General features: G+C 42.2%; 14 protein-coding genes and 1 riboswitch. Of the genes, 6 read left to right on the forward strand and 8 right to left on the reverse strand.

Features of this window, described 5'->3' with window-relative positions; genetic code table 11:
- Nucleotides 1-311: 311 nt before the first annotated feature.
- From atzF to FNT16_RS10795, 7 genes are all read right to left on the reverse strand, one after another.
- Nucleotides 312-2,099 carry an allophanate hydrolase gene (gene atzF, locus FNT16_RS10765; protein WP_143871585.1) on the reverse strand — a complete coding sequence of 596 codons (1,788 nt, stop codon included), beginning with the start codon at nt 2,097-2,099 and terminating at the stop codon, nt 312-314.
- A 1-nt stretch (nt 2,100) separates the two neighbouring features.
- Nucleotides 2,101-5,733: an urea carboxylase gene (uca, locus tag FNT16_RS10770; protein ID WP_143871586.1), complete on the reverse strand. Its 3,633-nt coding sequence runs from the start codon at nt 5,731-5,733 to the stop codon at nt 2,101-2,103.
- A gap of 122 nt (nt 5,734-5,855) precedes the next feature.
- Nucleotides 5,856-6,494, reverse strand: coding sequence for an urea amidolyase associated protein UAAP2 (locus FNT16_RS10775; protein WP_143871587.1), 639 nt, complete (start codon nt 6,492-6,494; stop codon nt 5,856-5,858).
- A gap of 10 nt (nt 6,495-6,504) precedes the next feature.
- On the reverse strand, nt 6,505-7,215 hold the full coding sequence (locus tag FNT16_RS10780; RefSeq protein ID WP_143871588.1) for an urea amidolyase associated protein UAAP1: 711 nt from the start codon (nt 7,213-7,215) through the stop codon (nt 6,505-6,507).
- Nucleotides 7,212-7,994: an ABC transporter ATP-binding protein gene (locus FNT16_RS10785; RefSeq protein ID WP_143871589.1), complete on the reverse strand. Its 783-nt coding sequence runs from the start codon at nt 7,992-7,994 to the stop codon at nt 7,212-7,214. The genes FNT16_RS10780 and FNT16_RS10785 overlap by 4 nt, the downstream gene beginning before the upstream one ends.
- Complete coding sequence (locus FNT16_RS10790) at nt 7,991-8,815, reverse strand: ABC transporter permease (RefSeq protein WP_143871590.1); 825 nt, start codon at nt 8,813-8,815, stop codon at nt 7,991-7,993. Before FNT16_RS10790 ends, FNT16_RS10785 begins: the two co-directional genes overlap by 4 nt.
- Before the next feature lie 12 nt (nt 8,816-8,827).
- Entirely contained in the window at nt 8,828-9,859 is a 1,032-nt protein-coding gene (locus FNT16_RS10795; RefSeq protein ID WP_143871591.1) for a putative urea ABC transporter substrate-binding protein, read from the reverse strand.
- A gap of 56 nt (nt 9,860-9,915) precedes the next feature.
- Nucleotides 9,916-10,065, reverse strand: a riboswitch (guanidine-I (ykkC/yxkD leader).
- 209 nt (nt 10,066-10,274) lie between these two features.
- Between FNT16_RS10795 and FNT16_RS10800 the strand changes: the two genes are divergently transcribed.
- The 5 genes from FNT16_RS10800 (at nt 10,275) to greA (ending at nt 16,790) form a co-directional block, all read left to right on the forward strand.
- On the forward strand, nt 10,275-10,883 hold the full coding sequence (locus FNT16_RS10800; protein WP_143871592.1) for a flavin reductase family protein: 609 nt from the start codon (nt 10,275-10,277) through the stop codon (nt 10,881-10,883).
- Between the two features lie 55 nt (nt 10,884-10,938).
- A complete protein-coding gene (gene dapB / locus FNT16_RS10805; protein WP_143871593.1) occupies nt 10,939-11,739 on the forward strand; it encodes a 4-hydroxy-tetrahydrodipicolinate reductase in 801 nt (266 codons plus the stop codon).
- A 205-nt stretch (nt 11,740-11,944) separates the two neighbouring features.
- Nucleotides 11,945-13,072, forward strand: coding sequence for a glutamine-hydrolyzing carbamoyl-phosphate synthase small subunit (carA, locus tag FNT16_RS10810; protein ID WP_143871594.1), 1,128 nt, complete (start codon nt 11,945-11,947; stop codon nt 13,070-13,072).
- Nucleotides 13,073-13,095: 23 nt separating this feature from the next.
- A complete protein-coding gene (gene carB / locus FNT16_RS10815) occupies nt 13,096-16,317 on the forward strand; it encodes a carbamoyl-phosphate synthase large subunit (RefSeq protein WP_143871595.1) in 3,222 nt (1,073 codons plus the stop codon).
- The gene (greA, locus tag FNT16_RS10820) at nt 16,314-16,790 is read left to right on the forward strand and encodes a transcription elongation factor GreA (RefSeq protein WP_143871596.1); all 477 of its coding nucleotides are present in this window, start codon (nt 16,314-16,316) and stop codon (nt 16,788-16,790) included. Before carB ends, greA begins: the two co-directional genes overlap by 4 nt.
- Before the next feature lie 61 nt (nt 16,791-16,851).
- Here greA and yhbY read toward each other — a convergent pair whose 3' ends face one another.
- Nucleotides 16,852-17,148 carry a ribosome assembly RNA-binding protein YhbY gene (gene yhbY / locus FNT16_RS10825; protein ID WP_143871597.1) on the reverse strand — a complete coding sequence of 99 codons (297 nt, stop codon included), beginning with the start codon at nt 17,146-17,148 and terminating at the stop codon, nt 16,852-16,854.
- 83 nt (nt 17,149-17,231) lie between these two features.
- Here yhbY and rlmE point away from each other — a divergent pair, with 83 nt between their 5' ends.
- Nucleotides 17,232-17,861, forward strand: a complete 630-nt coding sequence (gene rlmE / locus FNT16_RS10830) for a 23S rRNA (uridine(2552)-2'-O)-methyltransferase RlmE (RefSeq protein WP_143871598.1) — start codon at nt 17,232-17,234, stop codon at nt 17,859-17,861.
- Nucleotides 17,862-17,863: the final 2 nt, after the last annotated feature.

Genomic DNA, 17,863 nt, shown 5'->3' on the forward strand with positions numbered 1-17,863 from the left:
ACAGACTCAACTTATTAATCGGATAACATCATGTTATCGTATGATAATTTAAGGGGCGTAAATTTTATTGTCAATGGTTTTGTATATAAAAATTTGTTTCACTAGGGCGTGTTTATCTTTGTTTATAAAAATAATACAAAGATTCACACGCCCTAGATGTTGGGGAAAGTAACTAAAGGGATTCGAGCACAAACACTGCAATTATTTTGCACTCAACTCCATTTAGATATATTCGAGCGTAAAATTGTGTCGGTTTTCGACCTGTTTTACCGCTATTTGATAAACACTGCAGGGACAGAGTGAGTAATCTGTTACTGTGTAGCCATATATTTTCGCCAACTACCGAATTCACTTATATTACGGCCCTTTTGTGCAATTGCTTCAGCGATAAAGCCAGTGACTAAACGACCGTCGACGAGTTCGATTTTACCCATTCCGAGCGGTGCAGCGATTCCTAGGACAAAAGATGCAAAATGTTCCGTTGGCATTCGCCAAACTTCCACTTCAAAGCTTTGTTTTTCTTGCTCCGAGCGAATTAGAGCAGGGCGTTCGACAGGTCCTTGAACGGTATACATTTGATAGGCTTTAGCGGTTGTTGTTTTTTCAACTAATAACGCATTCCGCTCGATAAGTTGGTGGTTGAGGGCCATACCGGATAAGTGCGCACCACATACCGCTAGATCAATAAAACCTCGATTATTAGAGGTCGACAGTGTTTTATTGGTGAGGGGCCAAGTTGTTGCGCCGAGTGGCAGTTGATTGGATTGCATGATTTTATCTGCGTATGCCAATAATTTTTGGTCTTGCAGTGCAAAACTAAACAAGGTCACACCAAACGGCATTTTTTGCTCTGTAAAGCTGGTCGGCACGGCTATAGCAGAATAATCCAATAAATTCATAAAATTGGTGTAATAACCTAAATTTGAATTGTAACTGATAGGATTGTCCCTAATTTCTTCGCGTGTATAATGTGTCCCTGCTGTTGGTGTCACCACAAAATCAACTTGTTCTACTATTGCATCAGCTTGTTTTTTAAGGGCTTGTAGTTTATATAAAGCAGCAAAACAATCGGTTGCTTTTGCCGAATTACCTGCTTCTATAATAGTTCGCGTGACATCAAGCATCGCTTCAGGCTTTTTCTCGATAATCTCTTGCGTTGCAAGGTATCGCTCTGCGACCCAAGGGCCTTCGTATAATAATTTAGCAGCTTGTAGCATTGGCGAAAAGCCTAACTGTGTTTTCTTACCGCCTAACGCTTCAAGTTTTTCAATCGTTTTGTAAAATTCTGCCTGATAAATATTATCACCGAAAAAAGTTAGTTGTTCTGGCAAAGGCACGGCAAAGGTAAATTCTGCTTTGCTCAGTACTGGGCTTTTATTGGCGGGTGTATTTATCCGTGCAAAACAGTCGCTGGCATCATATTGCGCGGCAATTTGAAAGACTGTGTTGGCATCGTTTGCGGTCAGCGCAAAAATACTAACACAATCTAAGCTTCGACAGGCTGGTACAACACCTGAAGTCGACAATAACCCTTTGCTGGGTTTTAAACCAACTAGATTATTGAAACATGCTGGTATCCGGCCGGATCCTGCTGTGTCTGTACCGAGTGCAAAACTGACAATGCCGGTCGCAACGGCAACCGCAGAGCCTGAACTTGAGCCACCTGAGATATAGTCGGGGTTAAATGCATTTTTAGTTTCACCATAGGGCGAGCGTGTGCCAACCAATCCGGTGGCAAACTGATCTAGGTTGGTTTTACCAATAGGTATTGCACCAGCATCGATTAATTGCTCGACAACGTAGGCTGATTTTTCTGCGATATAACTATATTCAGAACAAGCAGCCGTTGTTGGCAACCCAGCTAAATCTATATTGTCTTTTATCGCAAATGGCACGCCGTACAGTGGATGGGTTTGTGGTGATTTATTTTTCAGCCCAGCCAAATACGCTGTTATCTGCGTTTCATCGAGCAGGCTTATCCAGACTGCTTTTTGCGTTTTTGCTTCTGCAGCGAGGCTTAAAATTAACGTTTCTGCAGATAAAGCACCAGTCGAATAGGCGTTATTGAGCGCTTCTATGGTTAAGTTTGTTTGTTGCATATTATGCCTCCTCCAATACCATCAGGGCTTGACCTGCATGAACTTGCTGACCTTCTTTAACTAGAATTTTGATTACTTTAGCGTTTTCAGTTGCGGCGATATCAATCTCCATCTTCATCGATTCAAGCACAATAATTGATTCACCAGAAGAAACTTGCTGTCCGGCTTTACTGGCAACTTTCCACACACTTCCGGCCGCTGTCGCTTCCATTAAATATTGCTTGTCGGTTAGCTCAATCTCTGCTGATTTTTGTTCAGCCTCCGCTTCATATGAATAGTTTAATTGGCCTGTTCGTTTCCATTCGGCCATTTCGTTGGCAAATGCTTGTTCTCTTTGTTGAGTGAATTTGTCTATGGCGGTTTGGTTGTCTTGCCATTGCTGAATCAGTTCGGGCATAGAAACGTTAGACGTCTCAATTTTGGGTTGCCACTTGCCTAACGGAAAGTCTTCGCGAATTTGCATCAATTCTTCATGGCTGACCGGGTAATATTTAACTTGGTCAAAAAATCGTAATAACCATGGTTTGTTGAAGATCTCGTTACTGCGATATCGATTCCACATTTGCACTGTCCGACCAACAAACTGATAACCTCCGGGCCCTTCCATGCCGTAAATACACATATACGCACCCCCTATTCCGACCGAGTTTTCTGCGGTCCAGGTACGGGCCGGATTGTACTTCGTGGTCACTAACCGATGGCATTTATCGAGTGGGGTTGCAACCGGTGCGCCGAGATAAACATCCCCTAAACCTAAAACTAAATAATGCGCGTCAAAAACAATTTTTTTAACTTGCTCAATGCTGTCCAAGCCGTTTATCCGTTTAATAAACTCTAGGTTAGACGGACACCATGGCGCATCTTTGCGCACTGATTGCACATATTTATCGATAGCTTCTTGGCAGGCTTTGTCATCCCAGCTTAATGGCAGGTGGACGATGCGTGATTCAAAACTCAATTGACGGGTGTCACCTAAACCTAGGTCAATTTGTTTAATGACCTCAATCAGGCTTTCGACATCTATTAGCAGGTTTTCATAATGTACTTGTAGTGAACGAATGCCCGGCGTGATCTCTAAGATCCCATGAATATTTTTTGCTTGTAATGCCTCTAATAATGCTTGCACGCGCGCGCGCAGTGTCAGATCTAATACAAGTTCGCCGTATTCCACTAATAAAAACTTGTCGCCCGCTTGACGAAATACTAAATCAGGCTCGCCATCATCAGTTACTAAGGTACTTAATATCGGTGTTGAGATAGCGCTGCTCTGGTAATCACAGTTTACTTTAGTCAGCGTATCTATTTGTTGATTTTGCGCAATTTCTATTTGCTTGGCGGTTGTCAGATCGACCACTTCAAATTGAAGATTATCACCTGCTTTTAATTGGCCCAGTTTCCATAAATCTGCGCTAATCACAGTAAATGGGCAAACAAAACCACCTAAACTTGGGCCATCGGGTCCCAATATAACGGGCATGTCGCCGGTAAAATCGACTGTTCCAAAAGCATACGCATTGTCATGGATATTGGAAGGGTGCAAGCCCGCTTCTCCGCCTGTTTCCCGTGCCCATTGGGGTTTCGGGCCGATTAAACGAATGCCTGTCCGACTCGAATTATAGTGAATTTTCCAAGTGTGAGATTGTATATTGGCAATGTCTTCTTCGGTAAAAAAATCGGGCGCGCCATGTGGGCCATATATCACTCTGACAGACCAGTTATTGGTGACCGGTGCAACTATCTCTGCCGGAATCATGTCACTTGAAGTAGGTTGAGTTGGCGGTGTAATTTTTGCTAATTCTACTGTTTTGGGAGTGGCTAAAAAATCACCGATACGCAGCGCGCGACCACAATGTCCACCAAACTGACCTAAAGTAAAAGTGCTTTTACTGCCTAAATAATCCGGACATTGAATGCCACCACTGACAGCTAAATAGGCGCGTGCACCTGCTGCATTAACTTTGCCTATTTTTAAAATTTGTCCAGCTTTGATATCGATTATCTGGTGGTTTTTTTGTGGTTTTTCGTCAAGGTGTATCTCTATTTCTGCACCTGTGACCACAAGTTGGCAATCTTGATGAAATTTTAAACTTGGTCCTTGTAAGGTTATTTCTAAACCAGCTGCATTGTCTGGATTATTTAATAATCGGTTTGCCAAGCGAAATGAATAAAAATCAAATGGGCCTGATGGTGGTACGCCTATATCCCAATAACCGACGCGGGCAGGGTAGTCTTGAATAGTGGTCATAGTGCCGGCTTTTAACACTTCAAAGCCTGCAAATTGTGCTTGGAAATCATTGAGGCTGCGGGTAAAAATTTTGCCTTGTTTAAAGCTTTCATCCGCTAAAATCTGCTGTACATAATCAATATTCGTTATCACGCCGTAGACTTTTGACGCGGTCAGGGCGCTTTGAAGCTTGTCGATTGCAGTGTCTCGGTTCTCTGCATGGACAATAACTTTTGCCAGCATAGGATCAAAAAATGGCGACACAGTTAGCCCCGCTTCAATCCAATGATCGATTCTAGCCTCTTGTTGCGGCCATTCGACTTGAGTCAGTAAACCTGCCGAGGGTTGAAAATTTTTAGCTGGGTTTTCTGCGTATATGCGCGCTTGAATTGCGTGGCCTTGCGGTTTTAAATCCGCTAATTCAGATAAATCTAAAGGTGAACTTAATATGCTTTCACTATAGGCAACTTTAAGCATCCACTCAACCAGATCAACCTGGTAGCACATCTCAGTAACACCATGTTCTACTTGTAAGCGAGTGTTTACTTCTAAAAAATAAAACTGGTCTTGCTGCGGGTCGTAAATAAACTCAACGGTACCTGCATTGAGGTAGTTTATTGAGGCCATTAGATTTTTAGCGGTTGTTAACATGGCACTGCGGGTGGACGAAGGTAAGTTAGCCGCAGGTGTTTCTTCAATAACTTTTTGATTGCGTCGTTGGCTGGAGCAATCTCGCTCGCCTAAAGTAACAACCTGGCCAAATCCATTTGCGATGACTTGAACCTCTATATGGCGTGCTTTTTCTACGAATTTTTCGACAAAAACACCATCGTTTGCAAAATTTTGTGAACCTAAATGTTTTACGTTGATGAAAGCTTTTTCTAGTTCATCAACCGAGTCACACCTTTGCATGCCAATGCCGCCGCCACCCGCCGTACTTTTTAGCATGACCGGGAAGCCAACGCTTTCGGCATATTTTACCAGTTCGGTTAAATCTGCAATTAGGCCACTTCCAGGCACCAATGACACATTTGCCTTCTCAGCAATTTCACGTGCTTGATGCTTCAAACCAAAGTCGATCATTTGCTGCGCGCGCGGCCCGATAAAACTGATGTTGTGTTGTTTGAGTTTTTCTGCAAAGGTCGCATTTTCACTTAAAAAACCATAACCTGGGTGAATTGCTTGCGCACCTGTTTGTTGAGCAATGGTGATAATTTTTTCTTGGTCCAGATAAGTAGCTGCGGCTGCGCCTTCTCCTAAACTGTAGGCTTCATCCGCTTGTTTAAGATGTAACGATTCTTTATCGGCTTCTGCATAAATGGCAATACTTTTAATGCCAAGCTTTTTTAGGGTACGAATAATGCGGCAGGCGATTGCGCCTCTGTTGGCAATTAGGACTGTGTTAAACATGATATTTCACTCGTCTTAGCGGGTCGTCCCGCATCAAGCTTATTTTTGTATCTGGGTCGTCCCAAATACTTGCCTTACGGCCTAACTAATCAATTTTTGTTTTGCGCTTAAGCGCTTAATAGCTAAGCCCAAATCAATACTTCAATCGGTGTTGGGTTGTACGCGTTGCAAGGGTTATTTAATTGAGGACAATTAGAAATCAGTACGATGACATCCATCAAGGCTTCTAACTCAACATATTTTCCTGCGCCACTGATACCATCTGCAAAAGTTAATTTGCCGTCAGTGGTTACCGGTACATTCATAAAGAAGTTAATGTTGTGGGTGATATCTTTTTTGTTCAAGCCCAATTCTTGGTTTTCGGCAATGGCTAACAACCAGCTATCACGACAGGCGTGCATGCATTTTTTTTCCAATGCATAACGTACTGTATTGCTCTCTGTTGCGCACGCACCACCGACAGTATCGTGACGACCACAGGTATCAGCGACAATTTTGAGCATTGGGTTGCATTCATTCGACATTAAGGTGCTGCCAGCCGATAAATAAACATTACCCTGCTCACGTATGGTGTCGGTTGCACTGTATCGCTCGCTAATATCGTTTGCGTTATAAAATAATGTGTCAGCGGCTTGATTACCTTTCAAATCTAAAATTCGTATCGTCTGACCTTTTTTGACAACTTTTAAGTAATAGTCTCCCGCTTCAACGATTTCACGATTCAGTGCTTGTTCAGTGGTTAATTGACTTGTTTTGATCATGATAAACTCCTTACAGACCCAGATGATACAAACGGTTATTTTCATAACCCCGTTGGTTTTCAGCGCACCCGTTTTTGCAAAGATCGTCTTCGGTAATGGGGGCCGACGGGCGGATTTGATATTCCACTGCAAAATCTGGGTAGTTTTCAGAGTTGTTTAGTGGGTGCGGGCAAGTATGTAACAACACCAAGGTGTCCATTTCGAAACGCAGCTCGATAAAGTCTCCAGCTTTAGATTGTGCTTCACTATAGCTGAGTGCGCCTTCACCATCTGGTTCAACTTTGCTGAATAAGTTTAAGTTGGCCGCCAGATCTTGTTTGCCAAGGCCATATTTAGCCGCTTCTACTAGAAATGCGTCATAACCATTTTGTTTCCAATTGTTTCTGTCGTGCTGGTAGTCGCGTTTACCCCATTTTTTTTCGACGAGGGTTTTGTTGCTGTTGCCACTTATGGTGTCGTGCCATCCAAAACTATCTTCTGTAATAGCGCAAAAAATGCGTCCCATATCTGAATATAAACAATGACCTTTAGTTAATTTTAAAGTGTGCTGGCACTTTAATGTATCCGGTGCGTTGTAACGCTCCAGTAGATTTTCCGGATTGTAAAATAACACCCCTATGTTCGCACTGCCTGTTTTGTCTATTAAACGCAAGCTGGTGCCACGGCGCATTCGCATTGACCAGTGTTTACCTGCTGGTAGAGTATCTTGATATAAAATCATAAGTTAACGACCTTTTTTGCATATTTTTTAGCTAAAGTTTGACCCGCCTGTTGTTGTTTTTCGCTGTTAAGCGCTAAGTCGTAGGTGATTTGTGCACCATACGCGGTTGGGGCCTGCGGGTCGTGGCGCACTTTGTCAAAGACCCAAAGTCGCGAGCCCAACTCGAACCCTTCTTGAATGTCATGCGTCACCATAAAAATGGTCAGATTATTTTCTTTCCATACTTTATGTATGAGTTGATGCATATCTTTGCGAATACCCGGGTCAAGCGCGCCAAATGGTTCGTCGAGCAATAAAATCTTGGGGGATTTCATTAACGCTTGTGCTATCGCCAGACGTTGTTGCATGCCGCCTGATAACTGATGTGGATATTTGTGAATTGCATGTGACAAACCAACAGCTTCGATAAAACCGATCGCTTTGTCGGCAATTTGTTGTTTTTGTTTACCAAAAGTCCGACCCAGAAAGCGCGCTGCGGTAAACTCGTCTGCAATCATGACATTTTGTAAAACACTTAGATGTGGGAACACAGAGTATTTCTGAAAAACAATACCACGGGCTTGGTTTGGTTCAGGCGAAATAGGCTGATCTTCAAGCTGTATTCGCCCCCGCGTAGGCTGCTCACTGCCTAATATCATTTTCAACAAGGTGGTTTTACCACAGCCAGAAGCGCCAACCATAGAGACAAACTCACCTTGTTCAACCTTGAGTGTGAGCCGTTCAAGGATTTGCACATCAGCATAGGACTTCCAAACATCATCAATTGTCAGAAAACTCATTTGCCAGCCTCCTGATGGTGATACCAAGGGAAGCACAGTTCGGACAGTTTGCGTAAGCTAAAATCCATGACAAATGCCAGCGTGGTTATCCATATAACATAAGGCAGGATCACATCCATAGACATATAGCGTCGTACCAAGAATATCCGATAACCTAAACCTTCCTGGGCGGCAATCGCTTCTGCCGCAATTAAAAAGAGCCAGGCGGTACCTAGGGACAATCTAACGGCACCAATCAGGCGGGGCATGATTTGTGGTAACACCACTCGAATGGCAACCAACCAAGTAGACGCACCTAAAGTTTGTGCCTTGATCAGAATTTCTGACGGTAATTGACGCACATGACCTTGAACATCCCGAATAATAACAGGCGCTGTGCCAATAATAATTAGCATCACTTTAGCAAGTTCGCCTAAGCCGAAGCTGATAAATAAAATAGGGAGTACCGCCATCGGCGGTATCAAAGATACAATGGTGATCAGTGGTGAAAAGCCCGACCGGAAGACAGGTAAAAGGCCAGACAACATGCCAAGCAATAAACCAAGCATGGCACTAATACCGATACCGAGGCCAATACGGTACATGCTTGCACCCGTATCGACCCAAAATAAGTATTCACCACTACGTTTGTCTTCCGTAAATGCCATGCGTTCAACTGCATCCGATATTTGACTAAAGCTTGGAAGCAGCTTGTCGTAAGGGTTTTCTGCCAACCTTTCATTTGATGCTGACCAATACAGCATCAAAATTAAAACAAAAGGTAACAGAGCCAAAAAACCTTTAAGTGGACGCGATGGCTCTATATTCATTAACTTTTTCATAAGTTAGTATCTTTATAGTTTGCCGTCAGCGGCCATTTGCATAAAGCTAGGATCAAAACGTAGTTTTATGTTGGCCGGATTGCCAAACACACCAGTAGGTGTTTCGATACCGATAAACCCAGCGTCTGGAGCACCATCGCCTAATAACCCATGTTTAAAAGAAAACTCAGCGACATACTTCATCGTTTTGCTGAGTTGAGGGTCTTTAGTGAAAGAAACCGCATCTTTTGCCTGATAAAACATCTTTGTGCTGGCCAATTGTGACTTGTAACCCGCTAAATCAGTACCGGAAGCTTTCGCCATGTGCGTTAAAACAGCATCATTAGACATTGTACTCATGATTTCATACCAGGCACCGACGAGCGCTTTACCAAAGTTAGGGTTTGCGCTTAGCGTTTCCGTGTTGACCACCATCAAGTCAATGATCTCACCTGGGATATTGGATGAGTCAAACACTTTATGGGCACTAGGCTGTTTTTCGATTTCAGAAAGAAGTGGGTTCCAAGTAACAACTGAGGTGACATCTTGGGTAGAATAAGCGGCAACCAAGTCGGCATCCGATGTATTGACTACATCGACGTCTCGCTCAGATAAACCAATTGATTCTAAACCTCTTGCCAATAAATAATGCGATACGCTGAGTTCAACGAGATTGATTTGCTGGCCTTTTATCTCACTGAGTGTCTTTTTATCCTTTAAAATGACACCATCGTTGCCATTTGAGAAATCACCGACAATGAGCGCTGTGCTATCAACAAAGCTGGCTGCCGGTATGGTTAATGCGTCCATGTTGGTCATACTACAAGCGTCAAACTGACCCGCGGTATATTGATTAATTGATTCTATGTAGTCATTGATTTGCACAACATCGATTTCAATATCGTATTTGTCAGCCCATTTTTTGATAATGCCAGAGCTGTCACCATATTCCCATGGCATCCAACCAACATAAATTGACCAGCAGATTGAAAATTTGTCTTTTGCTAAAGCGTTGGTGCTACTAAATAATGCGAGGATTAAAGTGAGTATTTTTATCGTTTTCATGTCGCGTTCTCCAAAGTTTACACGGATTCTGGGCACAGGAGGTCTAATTAAATTGAACCTCCCGGGCTTTTATCCCGCCGTGTAACCTTTGCTTACGCAAACATAAAAATTAAAAACATCGATGTGATTAATTCTAATGCAGCTAGGTTGACAACTCTCGGACCAGTCACTTGATAAGTCAAGCCGGAACCCTAGTCATCTGTTTAGCTTTGTGTTGCCGGTTCAATTTAATTGAACTCCTGCTATCTAATGAAAGCATTAAGCGTGCCAATATCGATTAACAAGCTGTATCCCTTTATTTATATAGTTTAACCCGCATTAAGGTATAATTAGAATCATTTAGCCAGTTGAAAAGTTTCGCACGCATTTAGGGTGTTTGCACTTATTTGGTGCTTAGGCGAAATCAGGAGATTTTATGTTAATAGATATGGCAAGTTTAAATTCGAGTGAAGTTTATCATTTAATGACGCAAACCATTGTGCCTCGGCCTGTTGCTTGGGTGCTGACACAACATCAGAATGCTCACTATAATTTAGCACCTTATTCTTATTTCAACGCAGTAAGCAGTGAGCCGCCTTTACTAATGTATTCTGCAGGTAAAAAACCGAACGGTGAAATAAAAGATTCTATTGCAAATTTTAATTACCAGCAAAAATGTGTTGTACATATCGCAAGCGCTCAGCAAATAAACCAGATGCAACAAAGCGCTAACAGTTTACCGGCAGATGAATCTGAAATTGAACACTATAATATTGAGTTGGCTGATTTTGATGGATTCGAGCTTCCTCGAGTAAAAGCCTGCCCAATTGCTTTTGGCTGTGAGTTATACCAGACAACGGAAATAGGCGATAAACCGCAAACATTAGTGTTTGTCGAAATAAAACAGATTTATATTGCAGATGAAGTTATTTCGCTGGATGACAAACAAAGACTCAAAACGGATGTGTTGAAAATTGACCCGATTGCAAGATTAGGGGGTCGTGAATATGCGTCATTAAAAGAAATTTTAGTGCCTAAAATTTGAAAACTGTGACACAAAGACTACAATGCGCGCAATAAATAGAATTGGGTAAATAAAAATGACAAAAATCGGTATTTTTGGAAGCAATGGCAGAATGGGGCGAGCCCTCATTGAAGCTTGCCAGCAAAATGACGCAGTTGAAATTGCACAAGCCTTCGTTCGAGAAGGAAGTGCATTTCACGGTATTGATGCGGGTGAAATCGCTGGCATCGGCAAGTTGGGTTTACCTGCAAGTATCTGCCAACAAGATGAAGCAACTGCTGATGTGTACATTGATTTTACTTTGCCGGACGCCAGTATTGAAAACATCCGTTGGTGTGTTGCTAACAACAAACCTATTGTCATTGGTACAACTGGGTTTAGTAAAGAGCAGCTCGTAGAAGTTAAAGCAGCAGGTGAAAAAATCCCCGTTGTGTTTGCGGCCAATATGAGTGTTGGTGTCAACCTTTTGTTTAAACTATTAGAAACCGCCAGCAAAGTTATGGGTGACTATACAGACATTGAAATCTGGGAAGCGCACCATAGATTTAAAAAAGATGCACCGTCAGGTACGGCGCTCGCTTTAGGTGAAGTGATAGCTGAAACACTTGGCCGAGACTTAGATAAAAATGCGGTGTATGGCCGTGAAGGCAATACCGGTGAGCGCCCGCGAGATGAAATAGGCTTTGCGACAGTCAGAGCTGGCGACATAGTAGGTGAACATACTGTGATGTTTGCTGATATCGGCGAGCGCATTGAAATAACACACAAAGCATCAAGCCGTTTAACTTTTGCTAAAGGCGCAGTGCGCGCTGCGGACTGGTTAGCAAGTAAACCTGTTGCTTTGTATAATATGCAAGATGTACTGGGATTAAAGTAAAACTGTTTGTTTTGTCTTGTTTAGTTGATTTTGGTGATTAAAGCTTTATTTGTATAAGTTTTTGAATTTTTAATAGCCAACAAGTGAGAATTAATCTAAAATAGACAAGATTTATATGCTGCGATTTAAACATCGCATTCGAAGAATTCTGAAAACGGGTGGCTGTTACCAATAGCTCCCGTTTTTTAATGTTCAGGAGGTCGTTTTGGCTGAAACCGCCTTGTTAGTACTCGAAGATGGTACTGTATTCAAGGGCACTTCAATTGGTGCTGAGGGGATGTCTGTTGGTGAAGTTGTATTTAATACTTCAATGACAGGGTATCAGGAAATATTAACCGATCCATCCTATGCTGAGCAGATCGTAACCTTAACCTATCCGCATATAGGAAATACAGGTACGAACTCAGAAGATGAAGAATCTACCAATATCTGGGCCAAAGGTTTGGTCATCCGAGATTTGCCATTAGTGGCATCAAACTTTCGTAACCAAGATAGTTTGTCTGACTATCTTAAAAAACGAGGCATTGTGGCCATAGCGGATATAGATACGCGTAGGCTAACACGTATTTTACGTGAAAAAGGTGCACAAAATGGCACCTTAATCGCGGGCGATGATGCTGAAAAAGCATTGGCCGCAGCGAAAGCTTTCCCAGGTTTAAAAGGCATGGATTTAGCCAAAGAAGTTACAGTTAAAGAAACTTATAACTGGGATGAAGGCACTTGGCAGTTAGGTCAAGGTCATCAAAAGCCAGAAAATAAAGAGTTTAAAGTTGTAGCTTACGATTTTGGTGTGAAACGTAATATTTTGCGTATGTTGGTTGATCGCGGTTGTGATTTAACAGTCGTCCCGGCACAAACACCTGCAAGTGACGTTTTAGCAATGAGCCCTGATGGAATTTTCTTATCCAATGGCCCAGGCGATCCAGAGCCTTGTGATTACGCGATTGACGCGATTAAACAAATTTTGGAAACCGATATTCCTGTTTTCGGTATTTGTTTGGGGCATCAATTGTTAGCGCTAGCCAGTGGTGCAAAAACTCAAAAAATGAAGTTTGGTCATCATGGTGCTAACCACCCGGTGCAAGATCTAGAATCAGGTGTAGTGATGATTACCAGTCAAAACCACGGTTTTGCAGTAGACGAAGCGAGTTTACCGTCTAATCTAAAAGCAACGCATAAATCATTGTTTGATGGTTCTTTGCAAGGTATTCATCGTACAGATAAACCGGCTTTTAGCTTCCAAGGTCACCCTGAAGCCAGTCCGGGCCCGCATGAAGCCGCTGATTTATTTGATCATTTTATTGATCTAATTAAAGCCGCTAAATCCAAATAACGAGCCAGATAGAGACACTGCCGATGCCAAAACGTACTGATATAAAAAGCATTTTAATTTTAGGTGCCGGGCCGATAGTGATCGGTCAGGCCTGTGAATTCGATTATTCAGGCACTCAAGCCTGTAAAGCCTTAAAAGAAGAAGGCTATCGAGTTATTTTAGTTAACTCGAATCCAGCAACCATCATGACTGATCCAGAAATGGCCGATGCAACTTATATCGAGCCAATTCACTGGGAAGTTGTCGCCAAAATTATCGAAGATGAAAGACCAGATGCGGTATTGCCAACGATGGGTGGGCAAACTGCATTAAACTGTGCTTTAGATCTGGATAAACATGGTGTTTTAGCAAAATTTGGTTGTGAGTTAATTGGTGCAACAGCTGACGCTATCGACAAAGCTGAAGATAGAGAACGCTTCGATAAAGCGATGAAAGCAATAGGCTTAGAAACACCTCGTGCAGAAATAGCGCACAGCATGGAAGAAGCTAACGACGTGTTATCACGTATTGGTTTCCCATGTATCATCCGTCCATCTTTTACTATGGGTGGATCTGGTGGTGGTATTGCCTACAATATTGAAGAATTTGAAGAAATTTGTACGCGCGGTTTAGACCTTTCACCAACCAATGAATTATTAATTGATGAATCATTAATTGGTTGGAAAGAATACGAAATGGAAGTTGTTCGTGATAAAAAGGACAACTGCATTATCGTTTGTGCGATTGAAAACTTTGACCCTATGGGGGTTCATACCGGTGACTCTATTACTGTTGCCCCTGCGCAAACCTTAACCGATAAAGAATACCAAATCATGCGGAACGCCTCGATGGCCGTATTGCGTGAAATTGGTGTAGAAACCGGTGGTTCAAACGTTCAGTTTGGTATTAACCCTGAAGATGGCCGTATGGTTATCATCGAAATGAACCCGCGTGTATCTCGCTCATCAGCGCTTGCGTCAAAAGCAACAGGTTTCCCAATTGCCAAAATCGCAGCTAAGCTGGCCGTTGGTTATACCTTAGATGAGTTAGACAATGATATTACAGGTGGCAAAACACCAGCATCATTTGAACCGTCTATCGACTATGTTGTCACTAAGATCCCACGCTTTAACTTTGAAAAATTTGCCGGTGCAAATGACAGATTAACCACACAGATGAAATCTGTTGGTGAAGTGATGGCGATTGGCCGAAACCAACAAGAGTCTTTACAAAAAGCATTACGTGGACTTGAAGTCGGTGTAAGTGGATTAGATCCAATTATTGATATTACAGATGCAAATGCCAAAGCTAAGATTCGTCACGAGCTAAAAGAGCCAGGTGCTGAACGTATTTGGTACATCGCTGATGCATTCAGAGCAGGTTGGTCGGTAGATGATGTTTTTGCCATTACTAAAATTGATCCTTGGTTCTTGGTTCAGATTGAAGATTTAGTCTTGTCTGAGAAGACCATTTCTGAAAAAGGTATGGCGGGTCTAGACAAAGATTTTCTGTATAGCTTAAAACGTAAAGGTTTCGCTGATAAGCGTATCGCTGATTTAATCGGTGTTGCCGAAAGTGAAGTGCGTAAAAAGCGTCATCAGCAAAACATTTTCCCAGTGTATAAACGTGTCGATACCTGCGCCGCTGAGTTCTCAACTTCTACAGCGTATATGTATTCGAGCTATGACGAAGAGTGCGAAGCGCAAACGACAGATAAAGACAAGATTATTGTTTTAGGCGGTGGCCCAAACAGAATCGGCCAGGGTATCGAATTCGATTATTGCTGTGTGCATGCTTCTATGGCATTGCGTGAAGATGGTTACGAAACCATTATGGTTAACTGTAACCCCGAAACTGTTTCAACCGATTATGATACTTCAGATCGATTGTATTTTGAGCCTGTTACACTTGAAGACGTGTTAGAAATCGTTCGTTTAGAAAAACCTAAAGGTGTAATTGTTCAGTATGGTGGACAAACGCCGCTTAAATTAGCACGTGAGTTAGAAGCCAATGGCGTACCTATCATTGGGACTTCGCCTGATGCAATTGACCGTGCAGAAGATCGTGAGCGTTTCCAGCAGGCTATTGATAGATTAGGTCTGAAGCAGCCGCCTAACGCAACAGTTAAAACCATGGAAGAAGCGATCGCCAAAGCTGCCGATATAGGATTCCCGTTAGTGGTACGTCCTTCATACGTGTTAGGTGGTCGTGCAATGGAAATCGTTTATGACCTAAACGATTTAAAACGTTATCTAAATGAAGCGGTTAAAGTGTCTAATGAATCGCCTGTCTTGTTGGATAGATTCTTAGATGACGCCGTTGAAGTTGATATCGATGCGATTTGTGACGGTCAAGATGTGGTTATTGGCGGCATCATGGAACATATTGAACAAGCAGGTGTTCACTCAGGTGACTCGGCATGCTCATTACCACCTTATTCATTAACTGCCGAAATTCAGGATGGAATGCGTGAACAGGTACGCAAACTAGCATTAGAATTAGGTGTAGTAGGGTTAATGAATACCCAGTTCGCCGTGAAAGATAATGAAATTTATCTTATTGAAGTGAACCCGCGAGCAGCACGTACCGTACCTTTTGTTTCTAAAGCAACCAGTATTCCGTTGGCTAAAGTCGCCGCTCGAGTGATGGTGGGGCAAACTTTAAGAGAGCAGGGTATTAACAAGGAAATTATTCCACCTTATTACTCTGTAAAAGAAGTGGTGATTCCATTTAACAAATTCCCTGGTGTTGATCCTATCTTGGGCCCTGAAATGCGCTCAACGGGTGAGGTTATGGGAATTGGTGATACCTTCGCAGAGGCATTTGCTAAATCGCGTTTAGGTGCGGGTGATTCTGTACCAAAAACCGGTCGTGTTTTATTATCAGTGCGTGACAGTGATAAAAAGCGCGTAGCCGATTTAGCGAAAGAGTTGGTAAAAATTGGTTATAAGATAGACGCAACTAAAGGTACGGCTGTTTTATTAGAAGCAGCAGGTATTGACGTTCGCGTTGTCAACAAAGTTTCGGAAGGTCGTCCGCACATCGTTGACCGCATCAAAAACAGCGAGTACGACTACATAGTGAATACCACTGAAGGTCGTCAGGCGATTGCTGACTCTGTGCCAATTCGTCGTGGTGCATTACGTTATAAAGTGAACTACACAACAACGTTAAATGCCGCATTCGCAACTTGTATGGCACATGCAGCAGATGACAGAAAATCAGTAAACTCTGTTCAGGCTTTACATAAAAAGGTGCAACTATGAATCAATTTCCGATGACAGTCCTAGGTGCAGAAGCGCTTAGAAAAGAATTGGACCACTTGAAATCTGTTAAGCGACCGCAAATTATTGCAGCTATCGCGGATGCTCGTGAGCATGGTGATCTGAAAGAAAACGCAGAATATCATGCTGCGCGTGAGCAGCAAGGTTTTTGCGAAGGTCGAATTCAGGAAATTGAAGCTAAATTGTCAAATGCACAGATTATTGACATCAAAAAGATGCCAAACAATGGTCGTGTTATTTTTGGTGCAACGGTAAGCATTGAAAATGTTGACACTGGTGATGAAGTGACTTATCGCATTGTGGGTGACGATGAAGCAGATATAAAGAAAAATTTAATTTCTGTTAATTCACCGATTGCTAGAGCAATGATAGGTAAAGAAGTCGATGATGCTTTTACCTTAAAAACGCCAGCGAATGAAGTAGAGTATGAAATAATAAAGGTAGAATATATTTAAGCTACCTTAGATAAAAAGCAAAAAGCCGACTCAGTCGGCTTTTTTTGTTTAGGCAGATTGATTACTTTTTAGGTAATTCAATTTTATTGTCTTCAGATGGACGGTATAAGATCACAGTATGACCAATTGTTTGCACCTGAAACGCTTGTGTTTCACGCACTATTGCGTCTATGATTGTCTTTTTTAAATCACGTTCATCGGTTGGAATTTTAACCTTAATGAGCTCGTGATGGTTTAAAGCAGAATCAATTTCCGCTAACACGCCTTCTGTCAGGCCATTCGCTCCGAGTTGAACGATTGGTTTTAGAGAGTGTGCTTGGGCCTTTAAAAATTGTTTTTGTTTCGTTGATATACTCATAATTTCACTTTTTGGATGACAAAGCTTGAATTTACGGTATTTTAACGCCATCTAATGCGTATTACTAACTAAACCAAATTATAATGGTGCAGAAAAAGAAATCAGCCAGCAGTAAACGCTGGCTAAAAGAACATTTTGATGATCCATACGTACAAAAAGCACAGCGTTTAGGCTTACGCTCAAGAGCAGTGTTTAAAATCGAAGAGATCCACAAAAAAGATAAATTATTTCGTCCAGCGATGAAAGTGGTTGATTTAGGAGCAGCACCAGGTGGCTGGTCCCAATATGCAGCGGATATCGTTGGTCAAAAAGGTGAAGTCATTGCGTGTGATATCTTGGAAATGGATTCAATTGCCGGCGTAGATTTTTTACAAGGAGATTTTAGAGAAGAATCTGTGCTAAATACCTTGTTAGAACGTATACAAGGTAAGAATATTGATGTGCTATTATCAGATATGGCACCCAATATGAGTGGCAATGAGACTGTGGATCAAGCTCGGTCTATGTATTTGGTTGAACTTGCATTTGATATGTGTAACCAAGTATTGAAGAAAAATGGTAAATTTGTGGTCAAAGTTTTCCAAGGGGCAGGATTTGACGAGTACCTAAAAGAAGTTAGGGCTGCGTTTAGTCAGGTAAAAATTCGTAAACCGGATTCGTCTAGAGGGCGGTCTCGTGAAGTATATTTTGTTGCATCCGGTTTCAAATATTAAGT

Source organism: Catenovulum sediminis (assembly GCF_007289895.1).
GTDB classification, from domain to species: Bacteria; Pseudomonadota; Gammaproteobacteria; order Enterobacterales; family Alteromonadaceae; genus Catenovulum; species Catenovulum sediminis.

Coding starts and splice junctions, on each gene's coding strand:
- atzF (WP_143871585.1), bottom strand. CDS start 2,099: ATGCAACAAACAAACTTAACCATAGAAGCGCTCAATAACGCCTATTCG.
- uca (WP_143871586.1), bottom strand. CDS start 5,733: ATGTTTAACACAGTCCTAATTGCCAACAGAGGCGCAATCGCCTGCCGC.
- FNT16_RS10775 (WP_143871587.1), bottom strand. CDS start 6,494: ATGATCAAAACAAGTCAATTAACCACTGAACAAGCACTGAATCGTGAA.
- FNT16_RS10780 (WP_143871588.1), bottom strand. CDS start 7,215: ATGATTTTATATCAAGATACTCTACCAGCAGGTAAACACTGGTCAATG.
- FNT16_RS10785 (WP_143871589.1), bottom strand. CDS start 7,994: ATGAGTTTTCTGACAATTGATGATGTTTGGAAGTCCTATGCTGATGTG.
- FNT16_RS10790 (WP_143871590.1), bottom strand. CDS start 8,815: ATGAAAAAGTTAATGAATATAGAGCCATCGCGTCCACTTAAAGGTTTT.
- FNT16_RS10795 (WP_143871591.1), bottom strand. CDS start 9,859: ATGAAAACGATAAAAATACTCACTTTAATCCTCGCATTATTTAGTAGC.
- FNT16_RS10800 (WP_143871592.1), top strand. CDS start 10,275: ATGTTAATAGATATGGCAAGTTTAAATTCGAGTGAAGTTTATCATTTA.
- dapB (WP_143871593.1), top strand. CDS start 10,939: ATGACAAAAATCGGTATTTTTGGAAGCAATGGCAGAATGGGGCGAGCC.
- carB (WP_143871595.1), top strand. CDS start 13,096: ATGCCAAAACGTACTGATATAAAAAGCATTTTAATTTTAGGTGCCGGG.
- greA (WP_143871596.1), top strand. CDS start 16,314: ATGAATCAATTTCCGATGACAGTCCTAGGTGCAGAAGCGCTTAGAAAA.
- yhbY (WP_143871597.1), bottom strand. CDS start 17,148: ATGAGTATATCAACGAAACAAAAACAATTTTTAAAGGCCCAAGCACAC.
- rlmE (WP_143871598.1), top strand. CDS start 17,232: ATGGTGCAGAAAAAGAAATCAGCCAGCAGTAAACGCTGGCTAAAAGAA.